This window comes from Ruegeria marisrubri (genome assembly GCF_001507595.1).
GTDB classification, from domain to species: Bacteria; Pseudomonadota; Alphaproteobacteria; order Rhodobacterales; family Rhodobacteraceae; genus Ruegeria; species Ruegeria marisrubri.
Window position 1 is genome coordinate 16,876 of the sequence record NZ_LQBQ01000034.1, and the last position, 22,492, is coordinate 39,367.

At 62.5% G+C, this 22,492-nt stretch carries 25 protein-coding genes; 3 read left to right on the forward strand and 22 right to left on the reverse strand.

Annotated features, from left to right (window positions below):
* Positions 1-3: 3 nt before the first annotated feature.
* From AVO45_RS12620 to AVO45_RS12635, 4 genes are all read right to left on the reverse strand, one after another.
* Positions 4-588, reverse strand: a complete 585-nt coding sequence (locus AVO45_RS12620; RefSeq protein WP_068347481.1) for a heme NO-binding domain-containing protein — start codon at positions 586-588, stop codon at positions 4-6.
* Positions 589-748: 160 nt separating this feature from the next.
* On the reverse strand, positions 749-2,308 hold the full coding sequence (locus AVO45_RS12625; RefSeq protein WP_068347482.1) for a trimethylamine methyltransferase family protein: 1,560 nt from the start codon (positions 2,306-2,308) through the stop codon (positions 749-751).
* A gap of 123 nt (positions 2,309-2,431) precedes the next feature.
* On the reverse strand, positions 2,432-3,121 hold the full coding sequence (locus AVO45_RS12630; protein ID WP_068347484.1) for an HAD family hydrolase: 690 nt from the start codon (positions 3,119-3,121) through the stop codon (positions 2,432-2,434).
* 29 nt (positions 3,122-3,150) lie between these two features.
* The gene (locus AVO45_RS12635) at positions 3,151-3,435 is read right to left on the reverse strand and encodes a DUF3572 domain-containing protein (RefSeq protein WP_068347486.1); all 285 of its coding nucleotides are present in this window, start codon (positions 3,433-3,435) and stop codon (positions 3,151-3,153) included.
* 93 nt (positions 3,436-3,528) lie between these two features.
* On the opposite strand from AVO45_RS12635, the gene AVO45_RS12640 reads away from it, so the two are divergent.
* Positions 3,529-4,923, forward strand: a complete 1,395-nt coding sequence (locus AVO45_RS12640; protein WP_082688789.1) for a diguanylate cyclase — start codon at positions 3,529-3,531, stop codon at positions 4,921-4,923.
* A 3-nt stretch (positions 4,924-4,926) separates the two neighbouring features.
* Here the strand turns inward: AVO45_RS12640 and AVO45_RS12645 are convergent, their stop codons facing one another.
* The 4 genes from AVO45_RS12645 to AVO45_RS12660 are packed head-to-tail and all read right to left on the reverse strand — an operon-like array spanning position 4,927 to position 6,934.
* Positions 4,927-5,403 carry a periplasmic heavy metal sensor gene (locus tag AVO45_RS12645; RefSeq protein WP_068347488.1) on the reverse strand — a complete coding sequence of 159 codons (477 nt, stop codon included), beginning with the start codon at positions 5,401-5,403 and terminating at the stop codon, positions 4,927-4,929.
* Positions 5,404-5,409: 6 nt separating this feature from the next.
* Positions 5,410-5,754, reverse strand: coding sequence for a hypothetical protein (locus tag AVO45_RS12650; protein WP_157770162.1), 345 nt, complete (start codon positions 5,752-5,754; stop codon positions 5,410-5,412).
* Complete coding sequence (locus tag AVO45_RS12655; RefSeq protein WP_068347491.1) at positions 5,747-6,361, reverse strand: RNA polymerase sigma factor; 615 nt, start codon at positions 6,359-6,361, stop codon at positions 5,747-5,749. The genes AVO45_RS12650 and AVO45_RS12655 overlap by 8 nt, the downstream gene beginning before the upstream one ends.
* A 6-nt stretch (positions 6,362-6,367) precedes the next feature.
* A complete protein-coding gene (locus AVO45_RS12660) occupies positions 6,368-6,934 on the reverse strand; it encodes an EF-hand domain-containing protein (RefSeq protein ID WP_240482135.1) in 567 nt (188 codons plus the stop codon).
* A 131-nt stretch (positions 6,935-7,065) separates the two neighbouring features.
* Here AVO45_RS12660 and AVO45_RS12665 point away from each other — a divergent pair, with 131 nt between their 5' ends.
* Positions 7,066-7,464, forward strand: coding sequence for a DUF983 domain-containing protein (locus tag AVO45_RS12665; protein ID WP_068348039.1), 399 nt, complete (start codon positions 7,066-7,068; stop codon positions 7,462-7,464).
* A 20-nt stretch (positions 7,465-7,484) separates the two neighbouring features.
* A complete protein-coding gene (locus AVO45_RS12670; protein ID WP_068347494.1) occupies positions 7,485-8,186 on the forward strand; it encodes an NUDIX hydrolase in 702 nt (233 codons plus the stop codon).
* Positions 8,187-8,225: 39 nt separating this feature from the next.
* Here the strand turns inward: AVO45_RS12670 and AVO45_RS12675 are convergent, their stop codons facing one another.
* The 14 genes from AVO45_RS12675 to AVO45_RS12740 all read right to left on the reverse strand — a co-directional run bounded on the left by AVO45_RS12675 (position 8,226) and on the right by AVO45_RS12740 (position 22,477).
* Entirely contained in the window at positions 8,226-9,893 is a 1,668-nt protein-coding gene (locus AVO45_RS12675) for a ribonuclease J (protein ID WP_068347495.1), read from the reverse strand.
* A complete protein-coding gene (locus tag AVO45_RS12680) occupies positions 9,890-10,669 on the reverse strand; it encodes a type III pantothenate kinase (RefSeq protein WP_068347496.1) in 780 nt (259 codons plus the stop codon). The genes AVO45_RS12675 and AVO45_RS12680 overlap by 4 nt, the downstream gene beginning before the upstream one ends.
* Before the next feature lie 11 nt (positions 10,670-10,680).
* Positions 10,681-11,430, reverse strand: coding sequence for a biotin--[acetyl-CoA-carboxylase] ligase (locus AVO45_RS12685; RefSeq protein ID WP_068347497.1), 750 nt, complete (start codon positions 11,428-11,430; stop codon positions 10,681-10,683).
* A 54-nt stretch (positions 11,431-11,484) separates the two neighbouring features.
* Positions 11,485-12,927 carry an NADH-quinone oxidoreductase subunit NuoN gene (nuoN, locus tag AVO45_RS12690; RefSeq protein ID WP_068347498.1) on the reverse strand — a complete coding sequence of 481 codons (1,443 nt, stop codon included), beginning with the start codon at positions 12,925-12,927 and terminating at the stop codon, positions 11,485-11,487.
* A gap of 15 nt (positions 12,928-12,942) precedes the next feature.
* Complete coding sequence (locus AVO45_RS12695; protein ID WP_068347500.1) at positions 12,943-14,484, reverse strand: NADH-quinone oxidoreductase subunit M; 1,542 nt, start codon at positions 14,482-14,484, stop codon at positions 12,943-12,945.
* Positions 14,484-16,610, reverse strand: a complete 2,127-nt coding sequence (gene nuoL, locus AVO45_RS12700; protein ID WP_068347501.1) for an NADH-quinone oxidoreductase subunit L — start codon at positions 16,608-16,610, stop codon at positions 14,484-14,486. Before nuoL ends, AVO45_RS12695 begins: the two co-directional genes overlap by 1 nt.
* 6 nt (positions 16,611-16,616) lie before the next feature.
* On the reverse strand, positions 16,617-16,922 hold the full coding sequence (gene nuoK / locus AVO45_RS12705; protein WP_005984024.1) for an NADH-quinone oxidoreductase subunit NuoK: 306 nt from the start codon (positions 16,920-16,922) through the stop codon (positions 16,617-16,619).
* A gap of 4 nt (positions 16,923-16,926) precedes the next feature.
* On the reverse strand, positions 16,927-17,529 hold the full coding sequence (locus AVO45_RS12710) for an NADH-quinone oxidoreductase subunit J (protein WP_068347502.1): 603 nt from the start codon (positions 17,527-17,529) through the stop codon (positions 16,927-16,929).
* The gene (locus tag AVO45_RS12715) at positions 17,526-17,936 is read right to left on the reverse strand and encodes a carboxymuconolactone decarboxylase family protein (protein ID WP_068347503.1); all 411 of its coding nucleotides are present in this window, start codon (positions 17,934-17,936) and stop codon (positions 17,526-17,528) included. The genes AVO45_RS12710 and AVO45_RS12715 overlap by 4 nt, the downstream gene beginning before the upstream one ends.
* A complete protein-coding gene (gene nuoI, locus AVO45_RS12720) occupies positions 17,933-18,427 on the reverse strand; it encodes an NADH-quinone oxidoreductase subunit NuoI (protein WP_068347504.1) in 495 nt (164 codons plus the stop codon). Before nuoI ends, AVO45_RS12715 begins: the two co-directional genes overlap by 4 nt.
* 2 nt (positions 18,428-18,429) lie before the next feature.
* On the reverse strand, positions 18,430-19,467 hold the full coding sequence (nuoH, locus tag AVO45_RS12725; RefSeq protein ID WP_068347506.1) for an NADH-quinone oxidoreductase subunit NuoH: 1,038 nt from the start codon (positions 19,465-19,467) through the stop codon (positions 18,430-18,432).
* 240 nt (positions 19,468-19,707) lie between these two features.
* On the reverse strand, positions 19,708-21,693 hold the full coding sequence (gene nuoG / locus AVO45_RS12730; RefSeq protein WP_068347507.1) for an NADH-quinone oxidoreductase subunit NuoG: 1,986 nt from the start codon (positions 21,691-21,693) through the stop codon (positions 19,708-19,710).
* A gap of 5 nt (positions 21,694-21,698) precedes the next feature.
* Positions 21,699-22,154: a DUF5333 domain-containing protein gene (locus AVO45_RS12735; protein ID WP_205627891.1), complete on the reverse strand. Its 456-nt coding sequence runs from the start codon at positions 22,152-22,154 to the stop codon at positions 21,699-21,701.
* Positions 22,151-22,477, reverse strand: a complete 327-nt coding sequence (locus AVO45_RS12740) for a hypothetical protein (protein WP_068347509.1) — start codon at positions 22,475-22,477, stop codon at positions 22,151-22,153. Before AVO45_RS12740 ends, AVO45_RS12735 begins: the two co-directional genes overlap by 4 nt.
* Positions 22,478-22,492: the final 15 nt, after the last annotated feature.

The following is a 22,492-nucleotide window of genomic DNA, read 5'->3' on the forward strand; positions in this document are numbered from 1 at the left end:
ACGTCACGTCCGCCCCCCGAGATCGAAATGCCGGCCTTGAGAAAAGGCGCTTTCCACAAGCTTTATTGAGATCAGTTCGGTCTGCTCCCTTTGGCCTTCATGCGCCAGCATTACCAAGGCGCCGTAATCGTCCGCCATCGCTCGCAACACGCCTACCAGGACGCTGGCAAACCCGGGCAAGCCCGGTTCGCAGACCAGTGTAAATTCCGAGGGGGAATGCTCGTGCAACTCCAGCCCGGGTAAATTCAGATCGGAAACCGCCAACCGGGCCCGGTCGGCAAGATCATCGAGCGAATGCAGAAACTCGACATAGCTGGAACCCCCGAAACGCAGCAGACGGCGCAGCCCTTCCATGTTTGGGTGTGACACCAGATAGGTCCCCATGTCCTCAAGCACTTCGTTGCGGCTGCGGCCGAGTTCGGAACAAAGCGCCTCAACCGCCCGCAGACAGGTTTCGCGATCATAGACCAGCATTGCCTCGAACTCGGTGAAGCCCAATTCGGCCGACTCCACCACCCGGAGCCATAGAGGTCGCCCGTAGGTGGCGCAAACAAAGGATTGGATAGCCCTGTTGATCAGCCCGTGCATGGAGTTCCCCTCAAACCCATACACATTTTCACTGTCGAAACTTAACAAAAGACCAACAAATTCTATTGCTTTCAAACGTCGAGAAATAGGCGGCCGGTGCTGGCCGCCTCTCGCTGCCTTGCGAGATCAAGCCTTGCGCAGGAACACCGGCGACCAACCGTCAGAAATCGGTCGGCGCCCCGCCCTCGGATTTCCGGCGTTCGACAAATTCGGCCAACTCCTCTCTGACAGCGTCATCCATGGGGGGCGCTTCGAAACTGCCGATGATTTCCTTGAACATGTGATGCGCGCGCTCGGCAGTCCAGATGCCGCCAGCGGCTTCCCACCCTTCATAGTTCTTCCAGTCGCTCAGAAACGGCTGATAGAACGCTGTCGAATAGCGCTTCTGCGTGTGCTCGATCCCAAAGAAGTGCCCGTCATTGCCTACGGCCCTGATCGCGTCCAGCGCGATTTCGTCCGGGCCGGTGGCCGAGATTTCCGGTTGCATGTAGCGTTGGATCTGCTGCAGCAACTCGCAGTCCATGATGAACTTCTCGGGGCTTGCGATCAGTCCGCCCTCAAGCCAGCCCGCCGCATGATAGACCATGTTGGTGCCCGACTGCACGGCGGCCCAGAGCGAGTTCGACGTCTCCCACATGGCTTGCCCGTCCGGCACGTTGGCCGCGCACACACCCGACGAGCGCATCGGCAGCCCGTAGAACCGGGCCATCTGCCCCGTCATCTGCGTCGAGCGCATGTATTCCGGCGTTCCGAAAGCGGGCGCACCGGATTTCATGTCCACGTTCGAGGTAAAGGTACCGATGACGCAGGGTATGCCCGGCCTCACATATTGGAAGAGCGCAATGGCACACAGCGCCTCGGCCAGCGATTGCGCCACCGCCCCGGCCATGGTCACCGGTGCCATCGCACCGGCAAGCGTAAAGGGCGTAACAACAATCGCCTGCCCCCGCCGCGCAAGCCGCAGACAGCCGTCGATCATCGGATGGTCGTGCTTCAGCGGAGAGGTCGAGTTGATGTTGGTATACATCCGGGGCGACGCCTCGAATTCCTCGCGGCTCAGCCCTCCGGCGATACGGACCATCTCCATCACATCCTCGACCCGCTCCTTGCCCAGCGAGTAGGCGTGCATCGCCTTGTCCGTCAGAGTCAGCTTGTCATAGAGCACGTCCAGATGCCGGATGCTGGCATGGATGTCGACCGGCTCTACCGGGTATCCGCCCGCGAAATGGATGCAGTTGAAGTATTGGGTCAGCTTCAGCAGGTTCCGGCACATCTCGCGATTGCCGGGCACCTTCTTGCCGATTTCGAGATCCCAGTAGTTCGGCGGCGACGACACGTTGCCGAACAGCATCGTCTTGCCGCCGATCTCGATGGTCCGCTCCGGGTTGCGCGGAGTGATCGTGAATCGGCTGGGCGCCTTGCCCACCATCTCCATCACGAAATCGCGGCCCATGCGCACGTTCTCGCCTTCGATGGTGCAGCCCGCCTCGCGCAAGATGCCCAGCGCCTCTTCGTTGTAGAAGGCGACGCCAATCTCTTCCAGAATGCGCATGGCGCCGTCATGAATGGCCTCGACCCCCTCCTGGTCCAGCGGCTCTGTCGGCCTGTCGATATTGATCGGGGGATTCCAGGGCATCTGCTCGATGACGGCAGCGCCTCGACGAGCAGCGGCACCTGCGCGGCCGCCACCACGGCGTCTACGGGTCGCACTATCGGCCATGACGGTCCTCTTTTGCTTGTTTCCCGACAAGCAAGGCCCAAAGCAGGCGAGAATGGCCGCTCTGTCTGCGACAGCGTGTGTCGCTTTTCGCCAGCAAACCGCCGAATCCGAGGGAACTGAGCGTCAGGCAGCCAACCAGCCGGGAATATGGCCGATATTCGGCAGCACGACATCGGCCAGAGGCGAGAGCTCTTCCACGTCTGCCAGACCCGTCAGAACGCCAATCGTCGTCATTCCCGCAGCCCGCCCCGCCTCGAGGTCATGGGTGCTGTCGCCCACCATCGCGACGCGCATCGGCGCGACGCCGACGTGATCCGCAAAGGCCAACAGTTGCCCCGGCCCCGGCTTGGCCCCGTGGCCGCTGTCGAACCCAGCGATGAAATCGAAATGCTCGCGAATGCCGACCGAGGCCAGATGAGATTGCGCGGGGGCCTCACCGTCATTGGTGGCGACACCCAGCTTGAGCCCCTTTTCCCTCAAACCGTCAAAGAACGGAACCAGGGGAACCGCCGGCACCTGTGGGGCGCGCGCTGATTCCTCGTTGATCAATGCGACCATTTCCGCGAGCGCCACATTCGGGAACTCTTCTGACAGCGCATCGGCAATCTCTCCCGGTGTACCGGCGATCACCACGCTGTCAGCGGCGTAACGACCTGTCTCGATGTCGAACCCGATCAACCCACCCAGATAGGCGGCGCGTTCGGCATCGTTGTCGGCGATTCGGATCAGGAAAGACCGCCCGAACGCGCCCCAGGTGGCCGCGAAATCAAACAGCGTGCCATCCTTGTCGAACAAAAGGGCCTCTATGTTCATGAAATATCTCCGGCTTGCCGCGGGCAACTCTAGGTCCAGTGCATCTCGTCCCCTCCCGGCAACATGGCGCGCGCCTGTTGAGGGAGGTCGTAGGGAACCGCACAGGCATCACAAAACGCCACCACCCAGTCATCGTCAAGCATCAGGAAATCCAGAACGGAGGCCAGGAACTCGGCATCCTCGGCCCGGATCCGCAAATCCGCCTCGGATGCGCCGGTCGAGCCCAGAAAAACCGGCAGCAACTCGTCATTCGCAACCAGCCACGTCAGGGCCTGCAGCGCCAGCGTCTCCGCGGCTTCGGTGGAAATCGCCATGACGTCTCCTGAATCGGGTTTCAGCAAGGGTTTGTTAACCCAAGTCATAAACACTTGGTCAATGGTTGGAAACAACTGCGAAGGGCCGGACCGGTGCAGGGAACGATACTTGTCCTCGACGGAGTGTCGACAAACCGCATCATGCTGAAGGTGCAATTGTCGGCAGCCTGGTATCACGTCGCGCAGGGCGAGCGGTTAGAGGGGCTGAAACCTCTGCTTCGGCATACCCGCCCGGACCTCGTGCTGACCGCCATGACACTGCCCGACGGCACGGCAATGGACGTGAAAAACCTGTTGCAGCAAGACGAGGCGCTTGCCGATGTGCCGGTCCTGGCCATCGCGCCGCGCAACGACAAGGCTGCGCGTCTGCGCGCGCTTGCTGCCGGGGTGGATGACGTTCTGGTGAAGCCCTACAACGACACCCTGCTGCTGGCACGCATTCGAAACTTCCTTCGGACGCGTTCCGGTTCAGAGGCATTGCCCCTGCAGGGCGGGTCGCAGCCGCTTGGTTTCGCCGAAGGTTCAACGCCTGCACCGGCCCTTGCTCCCCCGGCCATGATTGCGCTGCTCACGCATGGGATCGAAACCGGGACATCCTGGCGCACAGCACTACAGCCGCGGACACGGCACCGGGTGATCGACCGCAGGTTCAACGATATGCAGGCGGTGCTTTCCAATCCTGCCCCCGACGCGGTCGTCGTCGAACTGAGGCCTTCTGGCACGGAACTTGATCTGATCGCAGACCTTCGCGCCCGAAACACCACCCGGCACGCCGTGTTGATCGCCTTGCTGGACCATGAAACCACGCACCTTGCCACCGCAGCATTCGATTTGGGGGCCGATGCAGTCATGATGGGCGCTTTCTGCCCCAAGGAACTGGCTTTGCGCCTGGAAAACCAGATCGCCAGAAAGGTCCGGCATGATCGTATGCGTGCGTCCGTACGCAATGGGTTGTTGGCCGCTGTGACAGACTCGTTGACGGGGCTTCACAACCGCCACTATGCCCTGCCAGCGCTGCAACAAATCGTCCGGACAGCTCAGGACAGCGGAACCAGCTTCGCCCTGATGCTTGGAGATCTGGATCACTTCAAGCGTGTCAATGACCTCTATGGCCATGTCGCCGGCGACAGCGTTCTCATCGAAACCGCCCGGCGTTTGCAGGCCGCGCTTCGGCCGCAGGATCTGTTGGCCCGGATCGGGGGCGAAGAGTTTCTGATTGCTCTTCCCCGCACCGACCGTGGCCGAGCCCTGTCGGTCGCAGATCGCCTTTGCAACGAGATTTCCAGCCATGGCTTTCCGTTGCCTGGGCAGGATCGAACCGTCGCGGTCACGATGAGCATCGGTCTGAAAATATGCGACAACTGCACGCCGCCGCGGCGGTCGCGGGGGGCTGAGATCCAGACATTGATCGAGCAAGCCGACAAGGCACTTTATTCGGCCAAGGCTGCGGGGCGAAACCGGGTAGAACTTCTGCCAAGCGCAGCTTGACCCTCAATGGTCCCGGTATCGTTTGCGGTGTTTACCGCGCTCGATCACCTCTTCAATCCTGTCGGCATATTCGCGGCGCTCGTCGTCGGTCATCCGGCTGACGCGGTCCAGCCATGCCCGGTTCAAAGCCAGATGCGCGGCAGCCCTCTCGTCGGCCTGTTGGTCGATCAGGGCCTGCACGGAACCTGCGTCGAATGGAACCGCCCGCAAGGCCTCGGTCAACGCCCTGAAATCCTCCTCGTGTTCCTTGGAGCCCTCACCGTGTTCCCGGTGCAAACGGGATCGCAGTGCCTGTCGGTCTTCTTCGGGCAGGGCGCGATACAGAACGGGCCCGAACCCCGGCGTGTGCCTCACGCGCTCGCCACCATGAAACCGTAGCGCGGCTCCGACGATCACGCCGACCACGACAAGATTCAGGGCCAGAGAAACCCCCAGCAATATCGGCACCCATCTGCGCTTTTTGGGTTTTTCGTCGCTCATAAGCCCTTACTCCATATACAGTTCGGACAGGGTCAGGTCCGAAATCAACTCGGTCTCGTCCTGCTGCAACAGCAGGTCCAGCGGATCAGGCAGGAAGCTGGGCGGGGCCAGCCCAATCCATATTCCTGCCGCGCAAGCCGTCGCCAGCCCGCCCACGCCGCGCCAGCCGCCAAGGAAATCGAACACCTGAAGCCAGACAGGACGCTGACGCGGCTGCTCCGGCAAGGACTGCTCGGAGTGCACTTGTGCGGCGTCAGCCATCATCCGCCCGGCCAGGCCCTCCGGCAGGTGGTCTCGCTGCCGACGCGCGACTGCAAACAGTTCGTCCAGTTCGGTGTCGTGATCAACCATCGTCATATCCCAGTTCTTCGCGCCGGCCCGCCAGAGCCTTGGCCAACGCCCGTTTCCCCCGGGCGGTCAGACTTTCGACCGCTTCCACACTGATGCCCATGATCCCGGCGATTTCGGGGTTGGACAGTTCCTCGATATGGCGCAGCACCACAGCCTGCCTCTGGCGGTCGGGCAACTGCATCAAAGCCGATTGCAACGCGTCGACCCTGGCCTCTTCCTGCATACGTTCCGGTGCCGTCATCGCCTGATCCCTTGGTTCCGGGACGGCGTCCAGCGCCGCGTGCGGCTTCCTGCGCTTGATGTCCATGCACAGGTTCAACGTGACCCGGTACAGCCAGGTTGAGACCTTGGCCTGCCCGGAGCGCCAGTCAGGAGCGATGCGCCACAACCGCATCATTGCCTCCTGCGCCACATCCTCGGCTTCGGCCGGGTTGCCCAGCATGCGCATCGCGACGGAATAGCAGCGCGGCCCCAACCTGCTGGTCAGATCCCGCGCCGCCGCCTGGTCACCATTGGCGAACAGGACCAGCAACGCGTCGTCGCTGACCTCGCCCGCGACGGCAGAACCGCCGCGGGCCGGGGATGGTATGGAGGTCAAATCCTCCATCCCGCGTCAGTTCTTGTCGAACCAGCCATGACCGCGTTTCTTGCGGTGCTTTTCCATCCGGTCCTGCACATTGGCGAATTCCTCGGCCGAGATGGAGCCATTTCCATCCGCATCGATGCGATCAAACATCTTGCCTTGCCGCTGCGGCTTCGGCAACTCGTCTTCCGTCAGGAACCCGTCCTGGTTGGCATCGCGTCGCTCGAACATCGCCGAGGCCATCTGCTTTGCACGTTCCTGCGCGGCCGTCTGAATCTCGTCAACGCTCAGCTTTCCGTCACCGTCAGTGTCGGCCTTGTCGAAACGCGCCGTGCGGTGGGCTTCCATTTCCGCCTTGCTCACCTCGCCGTTTCCGTCCGCATCCAGTTCCTCGAAGGTTACGGGATTTCCGCTGCGAGGTCCCATCGCAAAGGTCGGCGTTGCAGTCACCGCAATCGCCGCCAGCACGACCGCCGAAATAAAGCCAGTGTGTTTCATATCGGTTTTCCCTTGTTGTCCGGCAACACCATGCTGCCGACCATGTGCTTCAAACGGGCACCGGCAAACTTTCCGTCGCAACTTTTCCGTTTTTTCCATTTGCGAGGATTTCGTTGAATCTGACTCCAAAACGCCTATTTTTGCGGCATCCCGACGCACGGACGTTTTGGCACCTTTCGCCCCGGTTTCGAAAGGCGCAGGAATGGCTGGCATACCAGTACGAGGGCATCATGAGCGATCAGACCATCGAGACGACCGGGCAAGAGGAGCGCCCAACTTGGCCCGCCGTGACCAAGGGCTTTCGCTGCAGATGCCCCAATTGCGGCAAGGGCAAGCTGCTGCACAGCTATCTCAAGGTGAATGACACCTGCTCGAATTGCGGGCAGGAGCTGTTTCACCATCGTGCCGATGACGGTCCGGCCTATTTGACCATCCTGCTCGTGGGTCACTTGATGGCGCCGTCGATGCATGTTGCCTTCGTGCAGTTTCGCCCCGAGCCTCTGACCCTGTTTGCCATCTTTGCTATTGGCTGTCTTGCACTCTCGCTTTACCTTCTGCCCAGGCTGAAGGGCGTAATCATCGCCTATCAATGGGCACGCCGGATGCACGGTTTCGGCACGGCCAACTGACCCTTCGGCGAGGCAGGAGCATGAGCACAGACAAGACCGCAATCCGCAATGCCGCGACCGTGATCGTTCTGCGTGACCGCATGGGCGATCCGTCGATCCTGATGGGGCAGCGCGGCTCCAAGGCGGCGTTCATGCCCAACAAGTTCGTTTTCCCCGGTGGCGCCGTGGATGCAGCAGACGCGCAGGTGCCGTTGGCGACGCCGCTGCCCAAGGTCTGCTTTGACCGTTTGGGCGAAAAGGCACCGGAAGGGTTGCAGAATGCCTTGGCCGTCGCGGCGGTGCGGGAATTGTGGGAAGAAACCGGCCTGATCCTTGGGAAACCCGGCACCTGGACGGGGGACATCCCCGAAGACTGGCAGAGCTTTGCCGCAACCGGTCATGTCCCGGCTGCCGACGCCTTGCAGTTCGTGTTCCGCGCCCTCACACCGCCGGGCCGCCCCCGCCGTTTTGATGCACGGTTCTTCCTGGTGGATGCCGACGAGATTCAGGGCGATCTTGACGACTTCACCCACGCCTCGGACGAGCTGTCGCATCTGCAGTGGATCAAGCTGAGCGATGCGCGCAAGTTCGACCTGCCGTTCATTACCGAGGTCGTCCTGGCCGAGGTGGCCGGCCGGGTGGCGGATCGGAACCCACCCGAAACGGTGCCCTTTTTCCTCAACAACGAAGAAGCCAGCCTGTTCCTGCGCCTGCGTGGCTATCCCATGCCGCAGTTGGACTGACCCGGCGGCGGCTCGCGAAAACCGCCGCCTGACAAGATTTCAACGCATCCGGCTGACGACGACGGTGACTTCGGGCTTCTTGCCAATCTCGTTCTGCGAGGTCTGGCGCACGATGCGGCGCAGCGCCTCTTCGATCTTGTCGTCGTCGCGCAAGGTCTTGGCCTCGGCGCGCATGAGGAACTGGTTCAGATCCTCTTCCAGAATATCGACCAGCGCGGCGCGTGAACTGCCGATCTCGGGCAGGCCGATGGTGTCGCACCACGGCTCGCCCAGCGGTTCGTCCTCTTCGTCCAGGATGACCGTAACCGTGACATGGCCGTTGAGAGCCATGCGGATCCGGTCGCGCACGATGCCGTCCAGCGCGCCGATTTTTACCGTCCCGTCCAGATAGGTGCGGCCGGATTCGATGTAATCCACCACTGTTGGCGCTTTGCCGGTCAGGTCCAGCATCATGCCGTTGACCGCAACGATCGAAGCCCGCCCGCCTGCTTCGGCCAGCTTGGCATGTTCGCGCAGGTGGCGGTGTTCGCCATGCATCGGGATCACCATCTGCGGGTCGATCAGCGCGTGAACCCGCTCCAAATCGGGGCGGTTGGCGTGCCCCGACACATGGTAGAGACCCGAGCTGTCATCGACCACGTCAACGCCCTTTTCGCTGAACTGGTTGATGACGCGGATCACACCGCGCTCGTTGCCCGGGATCGTCTTGGAGGAGAACAGGAACAGATCGCCCTCCTTCACCTCGAGTCCCCGGTATTTTCCTCGGGCAAGTTGCGCGCTGGCCGCGCGGCGTTCCCCCTGGCTGCCGGTCACGATCAGCATCAGCCGTTCGCGCGGCATGTCGGCGGCTTCTTCGGCGCTGATCACCCTAGGGAAGCCGTCGAGAATCCCCGTTTCCGTCGCGGCCTCGATCATCCGCCGCATGGCGCGGCCAAGCAGCACGACCGAGCGCCCTGCCCGATGGCCTGCCTCGGCAAGGGTTTTCACCCGCGCCACGTTCGAGGCAAAGGTCGTGGCGACCACCATTCCCGTGGCATTGGCCACCAGCTTGGTGATCTCGGGCCCGACCTCGGATTCCGAACGCCCCGGATGGCTGGAAAACACGTTGGTGCTGTCGCAGACCAGCGCCTTGACGCCCGGCTTGCCTACCTCGGCCCAGAGGTCCGGGTCGAAAGGTTCACCCACCACCGGATCGGGGTCCAGCTTGAAATCGCCCGAGTGAACGACACGGCCCGCGGGCGTGTCGATCACCAGACCCGCGCTTTCCGGGATCGAATGCGACACCGGCAGGAATCCCACCGTGAACGGCCCCGCCTCCACCTGTTCCGGCCAGGCGGAAACGGTTCTCACCACATCGGGCGACTGGCCACGTTCCTCCATCTTGGCACGCGCGATGTTGGCCGTGAAAGCACGCGCATAGACCGGAGCGCCCAACGCCTCGTAGCAAAGGGCGACCGCGCCCACATGATCCTCATGCGCGTGGGTGACGAAGACCGCCTCCAGCCGGTCGGCCCGTTCCCGGAGCCAGCTGATATCCGCAAAGATCAGGTCCACGCCCGGTGAACTGTCCATATCCGGAAAGGCCACGCCCAGATCAACCAGGATCAGCCGCTCCTTACCGGGCTTGCCGTAACCGTAAACATAGGCGTTCATGCCAATCTCGCCCGCCCCACCGAGAGGCAGGTAAATCAATCTTTCACTGCTCATGCCGAGCCATTTTCCTTGTTGTAGCGATGAATCACGGTCAGCCCGTGCATCGTCAGATCTTCTTCGAATGCGTCGAACAGGTCGGCGCTCTGATGGAACAGCGGCGCCAATCCGCCGGTCGAAATCACCCGCATCGGGGCGCCGTATTCCTCTTTGATCTTCTCGCAGATTTCGCGGACCAACCCGACATAGCCCCAGAAAACGCCGGACTGGATGCACTCCACTGTATTCGTGCCGATCACTTTCTGCGGCTTCGAGATATCCACATGCGGCAGGGCCGCTGCGGCGAGGTGCAGCGCCTCGAGGCTGAGGTTCACGCCCGGCGCGATGACACCGCCGACATAGGCACCGTCATGGGCGACCACATCGAATGTGGTGGCGGTTCCGAAATCCACCACGATCAGGTCGCCGCCATGGCGGTCATAGGCCCCGGCGGTATTGACCAGACGATCGGGGCCGACCTGGGTGCCCTCGTCAACACGCGGCTTGAAGGGCAGAAGCGTCTCGGGCTTGCCCACGACCAGCGGGCGGCAGCCAAAGAACCGGTCCGCAAAGACACGCAGGTTGAACACCACCCGCGGCACGGTCGAAGAGATGATCACATCGGTGATGTCCGCCTCGATCCCGTAATGTTTCACCAGCGTCGAATACCAGGTGAAATAGGCGTCTGCCGTGCGGGCATGGTGGGTCGAGGTGCGCAGGGTGCACAGGAATTTCTCGCCGTCCCAGATCGAGAACACGGTATTGGTATTGCCGCAGTCGATAGCCAGAAGCATCTGAACTCCCCTCAGAAATACACGTCCGCCGCGGGAATGGCGACGCGGCCCTTGGCGGTGTTTAGGACAAGGTTGCCCTCCGCGTCCACCGTTTCGAAGGTGCCGACGGTCTCAGTCGCCCCCGTGCGGGCCGTGATCACCTCGCCCAGCCGCGCCGCGCGCGCCAGCCAGGCGGTACGGATCGGTTCGAAGCCATAGGTGGCAAACTGCGTCTCATAGCGTGCGTAAGCAGCGGCCAATTCGGTCAGGAAATCCTCGGCCTCGACCTGCGCGCCGGTTTCCGACAGCAGGGACACGGGCCGCACGGCTCCGGGCTCGACGCTTTCGGGCCGAGGCGCCTCGACAAGATTGACGCCTATTCCGATGGCAAGATGCGACACCCCCCGCCCTTGCCCGGTGCTTTCCAGCAGAATACCCGCCAGCTTTCCACCGTTCAGCAGCACGTCATTGGGCCATTTCAGCGCCAGCCCCGCCGCCCGCCCGGTCACCGCGACACAGGCGTCGAACAGCGCCAGCGCGGCCACGAAACTGCGCAGCGCCGCCTGTTCCGGCGGGCCTTCGGGGCGCAGCAGCAGGGTTGCGGCAAGGTTCCCCTTGGGGTTCGCCCAGGCGCGACCGCGCCGTCCCCGCGCCGCCGTCTGGTGATGCGCCATGATCCAGACCGGCCCCTGCGCCGCCGGCGCGATCCGCGCCGCTTCGTTCAGGGTGCTGTCCACTTCCTGCAGAATGTGCAGGCCATATCCCTGGGGCCAATCGCTCATTGCAAAAAGGCCCGGTCCTGCGACCGAGCCTCCTTTCGTCTTCTCGGGATCAGATCAGTTGACAAGCGTCGCCGCTGCGGCCGCTGCCGCGCCTTCGATGCCGAACTGGTAGAACACGCCAACAATCATCAGCGCTGCCGACCCCATCAACGCGCCCCACAGGATGGGCGAGGAACGGGTCTCGATCGGATCCTCATTCTCTTCCCCGAAATACATGTAGAACACGATCCGCAGGTAATAGAACGCACCGATCACCGAGGCGATGGCCGAAGCGATGACCAGCCCGGTCAGCCCCGCATCGACACCCGCCTGCCAGACACCGAACTTGGCGAAGAAGCCCAGCATCGGCGGAACCCCCGCAAGGCTGAACATCAGAATCAGAACCGCCAGTGCCTTGCCGGGATCACGGCGCGAATACTGGCGCAGCGCGTCGATATCCGTGACCGGCTTGCCGTCGCGCTCCATCATCAGGATGAAGGCAAAGGTGCCGACGTTCATGGTGACATAGATCGCCAGGTACATCAGCATCGCCTTGATGCCCAACTCGGTTCCGGCGGCAAGGCCGATCAGGCCATAGCCCATGTGAGCGATCGACGAGTACGCCATCAGCCGCTTGATGTCGCGCTGACCGATCGCGGCGATCGCACCAAGGAACATCGACAGGACCGAAAGCAGCACGATCACCTGCTGCCAGTCTGCTACGACCCCGCCGAAGGCGTCATGCAGCACCCGTGCGAACAGCGCCATGGCCGCCACCTTGGGCGCGGTCGCGAAGAAGGCGGTGATCGGCGTGGGCGAGCCTTCGTAAACGTCCGGCGTCCACATGTGGAACGGCACGGCCGAGACCTTGAAGGCCAGACCCGAGATCAGGAAGATCAGGCCGAACAGCAGCCCCAGCGAGACTTCTCCATGTTGTGCAGTCGTGATGATGCCCGAGAACAGCGTGGTGCCTGTGTAGCCGTAGACCAGCGAGGCCCCGTAAAGCAGCAAACCCGAGCTGAGGGCCCCGAGGACGAAGTATTTCAGGCCGGCTTCGGTCGATTTCACACTGTCACGACGCAGCGCGGCGACGACATAGAGCGCCAGGGACTGAAGTTCGAGCCCCATGTACAGCGCCATCAGATCGCCCGCGCTGACCATCATCATCATGCCAACGGCAGCCAGTGCCACCAGCAGAGGATACTCGAAACGCAGCAGGTCGCGGCGCGCCATATAGTCCTGGCTCATCAACAGAACCACCGCCGCGGCCAGCAGGATCGCCACCTTGGCAAAACGGGCAAAGCCATCATCCACGAACATGCCGTTGAAGGCGATGTTGGTGCCTTCGCCGTTCGAGGCGATCCAGATGGCCAGAACGGCCATCAACCCGGCGGTGGACCAGACCAGAAGCGGCCCAAGCGCGTCCTTCGAGGTGTAGACCGCCCCGATCAGCGCCGCCATCGCATAGAGCGCCAGAACGATTTCCGGCAGGATTACAGTCAGATCAGCCTGGATCATCTCTCCAAAGCTCCCTTAGTGCGAGGCGACCTGGGTCGCGGCCTCAGCCGCGGCCAGGGCCGTGTCATAGTTCGAAATCAGCGCGGCGGTCGAGTTGCCGATCACGTCGGTGACCAGCGACGGATACACACCCAGCAGGATGGTCATGATGACCAGCGGCGCAAAGATCAGACGCTCGCGCGCGCTCATGTCGGTGATCGACTTGAGGCTTTCCTTGATCAGATCGCCAAAGACCACGCGGCGATACAGCCACAGCGCATAGGCCGCCGAGAAGATCACGCCCGATGCGGCCACTGCGGTCACCCAGGTATTGACCTGGAAGGCACCCATCAGCGTCAGGAATTCGCCGATGAAGCCCGAGGTGCCCGGCAGGCCCACGTTGGCCATGGTGAACAGCATGAACACCAGCGCATAGGCGGGCATCCGGATCACCAGACCGCCATAGGCGTCGATGTCGCGGGTATGCATCCGGTCGTAGATCACGCCGACGACAAGGAAGAGCGCCGCCGAGATGAAACCGTGGCTCAGCATCTGGAAGATCGCCCCGTCCACGCCCTGCTGGTTGGCCGCAAAGATGCCCATGGTCACGAACCCCATATGCGCGACCGAGGAATAGGCGATCAGCTTTTTCATGTCCTCCTGCACCAGCGCCACCAGCGAGGTATAGACGACCGCAATCGCCGACATCCATAGGACCACATCGGTCATCACCGCCGAGCCCACCGGGAACATCGGCAGGCTGAAGCGCAGGAAGCCATAGCCGCCCATCTTCAGCAGGATCGCGGCCAGCACGACCGAACCGGCGGTGGGTGCCTGAACGTGCGCGTCAGGCAACCAGGTGTGCACGGGCCACATCGGCATCTTCACCGCGAACGAGGCGAAGAACGCCAGGAACATCAGCGTCTGCATGCCGCCGACGATGTAGAAGCCCATCACGCTGAAGCCTTCGGACGAGAACTGATGGCTCATCAGCGCCTCGATGTCGGTGGTGCCCGCGTCGGCATACATGGCGACCATCGCCACCAGCATCAGCACCGAGCCGAGGAAGGTGTAGAGGAAGAACTTGAAGCTGGCATAGATCCGGTCCTTGCCGCCCCAGACGCCGATGATCAGGAACATCGGGATCAGGCCCGCCTCGAAGAACAGGTAGAACAGTACCAGGTCCAGCGCCATGAAGACGCCCAGCATCAGCGTTTCCAGCAGAAGGAAGGCGATCATGTATTCCTTGACCCGATCGGTCACATTCCAGCTGGCCAGAATGGTCAGCGGCATGATGAAGGTGGTCAGAAGGACGAACAGAACACTGATGCCATCCACGCCCATCTTGTATTTCAGGCCCATCAGCCACTCGCCCTCTTCCACCATCTGGAAGCCGGTGTCCGAGGGGTCAAAGCCCGTGTAAATGCCGATCGAGACCAGGAAGGTCACGGTGGTCGCCACCAGCGCCACCCATTTGGCGTTGCGCTGCGCGGCCGCGTCCTCTCCTCGCAGGAACAGCGCCAGGATCAGCGCCGCGATCGCGGGGATGAAGGTGACTATGGAAAGGATGTTGTCCATCAGTGCGTGCCTCCGCCGATCGACATCCAGGTGATCAGGGCGGCTATGCCCAGGACCATCCAGAAGGCGTAAGTGAAGATGTAGCCCGTCTGCGCCTTGCCTGCGAGGCGGGTGAAATAGGGAACGACGCCCATTGCTACTCCATTCAGGAAGCCGTCGATTGTCTTGCCGTCTCCGCGCTTCCACAGGAACCGGCCCAGCGCCAGGGTGGGCTTGACGAAGATCGCGTCATAGATCTCGTCGAAATACCACTTGTTCTTGAGGAACAGGTACAGCGGGCGCTGGTTCTCGGCCAGGCGGCCGGGAAGCGACGGGTTCACGATATAGAACAGGTAGGCCAGGCCGAACCCGAGCACCATCGCGATGAAGGGCGAGACCTTGACCCATTTCGGTGCCGCGTGCGCGTCCTCGAGCACATGGTTGTCCTCGCCGATATAGATCGCGCCTTCACCCGGCTTGCCGGCAAAGGAGGCATGATGCTCACCTGCGGCCTCGCCATGGCCCTCATCCGAGGTCGCCGCATGCGCGGTGTCCTCGCCGTGGCCGGCTTCGGCCTCGGAGCCGTGATCGTTTGCCTCGGCGTGAACCTCGGCGCCCGACATCGGGATGCCGTAGAACTTGCCGACCTGATCGGCGTGACCGAAGAACTGGCCGTACCAGATCATGCCAGCAAAGATTGCCCCAAGCGACAGGGCACCCAGCGGCACCAGCATGGTCATCGGGCTTTCATGCGCATGTTCATGCGTATGCTTGTCGCCCCGCTCTTCGCCGTAGAAGGTCAGGAAGATCAGGCGCCAGCTGTAGAACGAGGTCATGGCGGCGGCGATCACCAGCAGCCAGAAGCCGTAGGACGATCCGCCCGCATAGGCGCTCTCGATGATGGCGTCCTTGCTGAGGAAACCGGCGAAACCGATGTGGGTCAGCGGGATGCCGACGCCGGTGATGGCCAGCGTGCCGATCATCATCGCCCAGAAGGTATAGGGGATCTTCTTGCGCAGGTTGCCATAGTTCATCATGTCCTGCTCGTGATGCATGGCGTGGATTACCGAACCTGCACCAAGGAACAGCAGCGCCTTGAAGAAGGCGTGCGTGAACAGGTGGAACATGGCCGCCGAATACATGCCCACACCCGCAGCCACGAACATGTAGCCCAGCTGCGAACAGGTCGAATAGGCGATCACGCGCTTGATGTCGGTCTGAACCAGACCCACGGTCGCAGCGAAGAAGGCCGTGCTGGCCCCCAGCACCGTCACGAAGGCCGCGGCGCCCGGCGCGAATTCGTAAAGCGGCGACATGCGGCAGACCAGGAACACACCGGCGGTCACCATGGTCGCGGCGTGGATCAGCGCCGAAACCGGTGTCGGGCCTTCCATCGCGTCCGGCAACCAGGTGTGCAGGATCAGCTGTGCCGATTTGCCCATCGCGCCGATGAACAGCAGAACGCAGACCACCTCGACCGAGGTCCACTCACCCCACAGGAAGGTCAGCTTGCTTTCGGCCAGCGCAGGCGCGGCGGCGAAGATGTCCGAGAAGTTGATGCTGTCGGTCAGGAAGAACAGCGCGAAGATCCCCAGCGCAAAGCCGAAGTCGCCCACTCGGTTGACGATGAACGCTTTCATCGCCGCCGCATTTGCCGAGGGCTTGCGATAATAGAAGCCGATCAGCAGGTAGGATGCGACGCCCACGCCTTCCCAGCCAAAGAACATCTGCACCAGGTTGTCCGAGGTCACCAGCATCAGCATGGCGAAGGTGAAGAAGCTGAGATAGGCGAAGAAACGCGGCTTGTAGCTTTCGCCCTCGCGCCATTGCGGGTCGTGATCCATGTAGCCGAAGCTGTAGAGATGCACGAGCGCTGACACCGTGGTCACCACGATCAGCATGATCGCGGTCAACCGGTCGAGGCGGATGGCCCACGAGGTCGAGAGCGAGCCGCTTTCGATCCAGCGCATGATCTCGATCTGCTGGGTGTGCCCGTCAAAGCTGAAGAACACGATCCAGCTGAGGATACAGGCCAGGAACAGCAGGCCGGTGGCCGTCCACAGCGCGGCTTTCTCGCCGATGAACTTCCAGCCGAACCCGCAGAGGATGGCGCCCACCAGAGGGGCAAACAGGATGGTCGTTTCCATGATCCCTTACCCCTTCATCATGTTGACGTCTTCCACCGCGATGGTACCGCGGTTGCGGAAGAAGCAGACCAGGATGGCCAGGCCGATGGCGGCCTCGGCGGCGGCGACGGTCAGCACGAACAGCGTAAAGACCTGCCCCACGAGATCGCCCAGGAAGGACGAGAAGGCCACGAGGTTGATGTTGACCGCCAACAGCATCAATTCGATGCTCATCAGCAGGATGATGACGTTCTTGCGGTTCAGGAAGAGACCGAAGATGCCGATGACGAACAATGTCGCCGCGACGGTTAGGTAATGTTCAAGTCCGATCATCGTCTCACAGCCCCTGCCCCGGTTTCACGTCCTTGAGTTCCATCGCCTTGGCCGGGTCGCGCATCATCTGGGCGACGACGTCCTGACGCTTGATGTCCTTGCGGTGACGCATGGACAACACGATCGCACCGATCATCGCAACCAGCAGGATCAGGCCCGCCAACTGGAACAGAAGGAAATATTGGTCGTAAATGATGAGGCCCAGCGCCTCGGTGTTGTGGCGATCCGCCGGAACCGGCTGCGCCAGCTGCCCGGCCGCGCCATGCGCGCTTTCCCACGCGCCATAGGCCATGACGAACTGCATCAGGATCACCAGACCGATCAGCAGGGCCAGCGGCATGTAGCGCGCCATCTCGGCCTTGAGCTCGGCAAAGTCCACGTCCAGCATCATCACCACGAACAGGAACAGCACCGCGACCGCACCGACATAGACGATGACCAGCAGCATCGCGACGAATTCCGCGCCCAGCAGAACGAACAGCCCTGCCGACGAGATGAAGGCCAGGATCAGCCACAGCACCGAATGCACCGGCTGACGGCTGATCACGGTGAACAGCCCCCCGGTGATGGCACTGATGGCAAAGAGGTAAAAGGCAAATACGCTCATTGGTCATCGTCCCCTTTTTCGCCCATGGCCTCCTGCGCCAGTTCCAGCGCGCGGGTCATGGCCGGGATGCCGGCAAACACCGACATCTGACCGATCGCTTCCACGATCTCTTGTTTCTTGGCGCCCGCCTCGAGGGCGTGGCGCACGGTCTGGCGCACCGCCGTATCGGCCTGCGCGCCCTGCATCGTCAGCCCGGCCAGCGTCAGCAGCAACCGGGTCTTGGCATCCAGCCCATCCTTGTTGACGGTGTTGCCGAACATCATCTCCATCGCCTCTTTGGGCATGGTCGGCCACAGCGCTTCGAACTCCTTGGGTGAGAAGCTTTCCAAGGCCGGGTTGAACGCCTTGGCCATGTCATGAGCCTGCTGCATCATCAGCTCGAACGGGTTTTTCGGCGCGTCGGTCATCGGTAGGGCGCATCCAGTTCAAGGTTGCGGGCGATCTCGGCCTCCCAGCGTTCACCGTTCGAGAGGAGTTTCTCCTTGTCATAGAACAGCTCTTCGCGGGTTTCGGTGGCGAATTCGAAATTCGGCCCCTCGACGATCGCATCTACCGGGCAGGCTTCCTGACAGAAACCGCAATAGATGCACTTGGTCATGTCGATGTCATAGCGCGTGGTGCGGCGGCTGCCGTCCTCGCGCGGCTCGGCGTCAATCGTGATGGCCTGCGCCGGGCAGATCGCCTCGCACAGTTTGCAGGCGATGCAGCGTTCCTCGCCGTTGGGATAGCGGCGCAGCGCGTGCTCACCCCGGAAACGCGGGGACAGAGGGCCCTTTTCGTGCGGATAGTTCACCGTGGCCTTGGGGGCGAAGAAGTACTTCAACCCCAGCTTCATGCCGACCCAGAAATCCTGGAGCAGGAAGTATTTGGCCGCGCGGGTATAGTCGATGTTTGCCATTGTCAGCCTCCAACGCTCCAGCGGGCGAAGATGCCCCAGAACCAGTCGAATTTCGCCGCGAAGGAGACGAAGACCACCCACACCAGGCTGAACGGCAGGAAGACCTTCCAGCCCAGCCGCATCAGCTGGTCATAGCGGTAGCGGGGCGTGATCGCCTTGACCATCGCGAAGAGGAAGAAGAAGAACGCCATCTTGCCGACCATCCACAGCACGCCATCGGGCAGGCCCGGGATCGGCGACAGCCAGCCGCCAAAGAACAGCAGCGAGGTCAGCGCGCACATCAGGAAGATGGCGATGTATTCGCCCGCCATGAACAGCAGGAAGGGCGTGGCCGAATATTCGACCTGATAGCCGGCCACCAGTTCCGATTCAGCCTCGGGCAGGTCGAACGGGGGGCGGTTGGTTTCGGCCAGGGCCGAGATGAAGAACAGGAACACCATCGGGAAATGCGGCAGCCAGTACCAGCCGAAGAAGCCCCAGCCGGTGTCCTGAGCGCGCACGATGTCGCCAAAGTTCATCGAACCGGTCGAGATGATCACGCCGATGATGATCAGGCCGATGGACACCTCGTAAGAGATCATCTGGGCGGCTGAACGCAGGCTCCCCAGGAACGGGTATTTCGAGTTCGACGCCCATCCCCCCATGATCACGCCGTAAACCTCAAGCGACGAGACGGCGAAGACATAGAGGATGGCCACGTTGATATCCGACAGAACCCAGCCATCGTTGAACGGGATCACCGCCCAGGCGATCATCGCCAGCACAAAGGAGGTCAGCGGCGCAAGGATGAACACGGTGCGGTCGGCGCCGGCGGGAATGACCACCTCCTTGACCACGTATTTCAGCGCGTCGGCTACCGATTGCAGCAGGCCATAGACGCCCACCACGTTCGGGCCGCGGCGCATCTGGACCGCAGCCCAGATCTTGCGGTCGCCATAGACCAGGAAAAGGAGCGAGATCATCACGAAGGCAACAACTGCAAGCACTTGTGCCAGTATGATCGCGGCGATGCCGACTGGGGTGTTAAAGAATTCAGCCATTGGTCCTCACACCGTGGGTATTCCGTTTTCCGCGCCTCTCGCGACCGGGTCCGAGACCGCCGGCCCGCAATTCTTGCGGCTTGGATGGCGCGTCGGTGTAAACAGCATCCGCCGCCCTTGCGCCACCCTCTTTGTTCAAAATCCGCGCCGTCCCGGGCACGCCTGCCCGCGCGCGGCCCGCCATCGGCAGGCACGCCACCGGCGCGTTGCCGGCAGAAGGCGATATGACGGTCTGCAGGGTCATTCCGCCGCGATCTTCTGGTTGTTGCGCGCCTTTGCCAGCGCCGACAGTTCGGCCATCAGCTGCGAGGCCCGCGCAATCGGGTTGGTCAGGTAGAAATCCTTGATCGCATGACGGAAGGTCGCCTGACCCAGCGGTCCTTTTTCAAGCGGCTGGACCTCGTTGGCGGGAACTTCGTCGATATTGGCCAGGTGCGGAACTGCCTCGACCAGTTTGCGGCGCAGCTGTGCCAACGTGTCATAGGGCAGCGTCGCGTCCAGTTCAGCCGACAGGGCGCGCAGAATGGCCCAGTTCTCCTTGGCTTCGCCCGGAGCGAACCCGGCACGCATCGCCAGTTGCGGGCGGCCTTCGGTGTTCACGAACAGACCGTTTTCCTCGGTATAGGCCGCACCCGGCAGGATCACGTCTGCGCGGTGTGCGCCCCGGTCGCCGTGGCTGCCCTGGTAGATGACGAAGGGTCCGGCGTCGATTTCGACCTCGTCCGCGCCCAGGCTGTAGATCACCTCGGCACCCTCGATCGCGGCCTCCATGCCACCTTCGGTGACAGCGCCAACGTCCATGGCGCCGACGCGCGACGCGGCGGTGTGCAGCACCAGCATCCGACCCGACAGCGCCTGCGCGGCGGCCAGAACGGCCAGGCCATCAGCTTCGCGCACTGCACCCTGCCCGACGATCACGATGGCCCCTTCCGAGGCCGTCGCCTTGGCCAGCGCCTCGCGGTCATCGCCGAGATGCTCGTATTCATAGGTCAGGTCGGCGGCCGGGCCGATCACCTTGACGGTAGCACCAGCCAGCCATGCCTTGCGAATGCGGGCGTTCAGAACCGGCGCTTCGTCGCGCGGGTTCGAGCCGATCAGGATGATTTCCTTGGCGGTGTCAATCTCTTCGATCGCCACATTGCCGACATAGCCCGAGCGGTTGCCGATCGGCAGACGCGCGTTGTCGGTGCGGCATTCCACCTGGCCGCCCAGCCCCTCGATCAACTGCTTGAGGGCAAAAGCGGCCTCGACCGGGGCCAGATCACCGATCAGGCCGGCGACCTTCTTGCCCTTCATCGCCGCGGCGGCAGCCGACAGCGCCTCGGACCAGCTGGCCTTGCGCAGCTTGCCATTCTCGCGGATGTAGGGGCTGTCCAGACGCTGACGGCGCAGGCCGTCCCAGACGAAACGGGTCTTGTCGGAAATCCATTCCTCGTTCACGCCATCATGGTTGCGCGGCAGGATGCGCTTGACCTCGCGGCCCTTGGTATCGACGCGGATGTTCGAGCCCAGCGCATCCATCACGTCGATGGTCTCGGTCTTGGTCAGTTCCCACGGACGCGCGGTGAAGGCATAGGGCTTGGACGTCAGCGCCCCCACCGGGCACAGGTCGATGATGTTGCCCTGCAGGTTCGAATCCAGCGTCTGGTTCAGGTAGGACGTGATCTCGGCATCCTCGCCACGGCCGGTCTGGCCCATCTGGTTGATCCCTGCCACCTCGGTGGTGAAGCGCACACAGCGTGTGCACGAGATGCAGCGGGTCATCGCGGTCGAAACCAGAGGCCCGAGATCCAGGTCGTCAACCGCGCGCTTGGCTTCCTTGAAGCGGGTTCCGGACAGACCATAGGCCATCGCCTGATCCTGCAGGTCGCATTCGCCGCCCTGGTCGCAGATCGGGCAGTCCAGCGGGTGGTTGATGAGCATGAACTCCATCACCCCCTCGCGGGCCTTCTTGACCATGGGAGAGTTGGTCTTGACCACGGGCGGCTGGCCTTCCGGGCCGGGGCGCAGGTCGCGCACCTGCATCGCGCACGAGGCCGCCGGTTTCGGCGGGCCGCCCACGACCTCGACAAGGCACATGCGGCAGTTGCCCGCGATCGACAGACGCTCGTGATAGCAGAAGCGCGGCACCTCGACGCCGGCCTGTTCACAGGCCTGGATCAGGGTCATCGCCCCATCCACTTCGATCTCTATGCCGTCGATGTTGATCTTGCGAAGGTCAGACATGGCTTTCAATTCGCCCTCAAATACACGCCGATCGCGCTGTTTCTTTCGATTTCCGCACGCCCCAGCGCACAGAATGTTTCCGGTTTTTCGTAAGAGACGCCGTGCCGGGCAAGAAACGCCTCACCCTTGGCCCGCATCCGCGCCTTTTCCGCGTCGGATTCGACATAGGCCCGAATTTCAGCGTCCGAGTAGCCCAGCCTGTTCGCCTTGGACCGCAAGTTCCACATCACCCCGATCGCCTTCATCCGGCGCCCGCTGATGTCGCCGCACAGGTCCGAAATCTCTTTTGCGACCGCGATGTAGTAGAGCTCGTCATCGATCTCCTTGACTTCGCGCAAGGGCGGCTTGGCCTGAGCCGCCGCCGGCCCAAGCAGCATCGCGGCCAGCAGCACAGCCTTGACGGCACAGCCTGCAGTCAGCGCAGCTGCCCGGTGGCAAGGATATGCGGCGCGGCGGATCATGGTCTCTGGCAGGTTCCCGCGAAGGTCAGAGTATCATCGACGACCCGCAGTTGCTGGGGCTCGGTGTCCGGCCCGACCTTCCACTTGATGCGGGAGGTGCCGTAATTCTCGATGCAGTAACGCGTCCCGGCATAGCGGCCGGCTTCGCGCGCACCGTCGAGCGAGGCGGATACGTCATCGACCCGGACGGTGAAGTCCGCAAGAGTGACCCGCTTGTCCACCACCTTGGCCTTGGTCTTGAAGTAGTGGCCATCGAACAGGATCCGGTCCTCCTTGCTCTGCCCGCATCCCGCGACAAGCGCGAGTACGGCAAGCGCCCCCACCGCCCTCGCTGACCA